We start from the raw sequence: 801 nt of genomic DNA, 5'->3' as shown, positions 1-801 counted from the left end.
CCCAATCGTCACCGATATATCAACCCTGATACCAGATGACTTCCTGCGAAATATCGAGGTCGAAGCAGGCGGTTCAGTGATTTTCAAAAACAGCAACGATAATTACCATATACCAGTGCCATCAGAAGAAGAGTATATCGTGAAGCTGAGTGAAGTAGGAGGTACAACATGACGAAGTTAGAAAAATCTATGGTTGAGAGCATGGGGCTGACGGAAGATAATTTCAACAAACCAAAGGTCACCGAGATAGACAGGATAAAGGCAAATGTTGATTTTCTGGCTATGTTGAACGGTGTTGAGTTGGAGGTGAGCGGCGATGAGTAAAAACTACGCAAAGGTCAAGAGATACTATGACAGCCGTTTGTGGTCGGTTGCTATGGTGCACACCGCCGTCGGCAAGTGGATCACGGCTGAGGAGTATACAACAATCACGGGACAAACATACGAAAGAGAGGAACAGTAATGAAAGAAAACACAGCAAAAATCATCATTTCAGCGATAGCCGCAGGGCTGTCAGCGTATTTCCGTGTTATGGCGATACCTATAGTCATTCTGGTGCTTGTGATGATCATCGACTATATCACAGGAATGTGGAAAGCATGGAGCAGGGGCGAGCTGTCAAGCCGTGTCGGTCTTAAAGGGCTTTTCAAGAAAGTCGGCTACATATTCGTGGTGGCGGTGTCAGGCGTGCTTGATTGGCTCTTTATCTCAGGACTTTCACAGATAGGCATTGAGGTAAGTGTCAGCTTTTACTTCGGGCTTATTGTGACGATATGGTTTATCATCAACGAGTGTATTTCT

General features: G+C 45.3%; 3 protein-coding genes. All 3 read left to right on the top strand.

Features of this window, described 5'->3' with window-relative positions:
- Window positions 1-168 precede the first annotated feature (168 nt).
- Window positions 169-324 carry a hypothetical protein gene (locus tag QVO88_RS07365; RefSeq protein ID WP_022287855.1) on the top strand — a complete coding sequence of 52 codons (156 nt, stop codon included), beginning with the start codon at window positions 169-171 and terminating at the stop codon, window positions 322-324.
- Window positions 317-463: an XkdX family protein gene (locus QVO88_RS07360; RefSeq protein WP_022287854.1), complete on the top strand. Its 147-nt coding sequence runs from the start codon at window positions 317-319 to the stop codon at window positions 461-463. The genes QVO88_RS07365 and QVO88_RS07360 overlap by 8 nt, the downstream gene beginning before the upstream one ends.
- A partial coding sequence (locus QVO88_RS07355; protein ID WP_288177876.1) for a phage holin family protein occupies window positions 463-801 on the top strand: 339 nt, incomplete at its 3' end. The genes QVO88_RS07360 and QVO88_RS07355, both read left to right, overlap by 1 nt.

The organism is Ruminococcus sp. CAG:57 (assembly GCF_000435935.1).
Classification (GTDB): Bacteria; Bacillota; Clostridia; order Oscillospirales; family Ruminococcaceae; genus Hominimerdicola; species Hominimerdicola aceti.
Note: the sequence above shows the minus strand (reverse complement) of the source record. Positions and strands in the feature narration are given on the sequence as shown.

Bases quoted from the DNA above. Each gene is read 5' to 3' on its own strand.
- QVO88_RS07365 (WP_022287855.1), top strand. From the start codon at position 169: ATGACGAAGTTAGAAAAATCTATGGTTGAGAGCATGGGGCTGACGGAA.
- QVO88_RS07360 (WP_022287854.1), top strand. From the start codon at position 317: ATGAGTAAAAACTACGCAAAGGTCAAGAGATACTATGACAGCCGTTTG.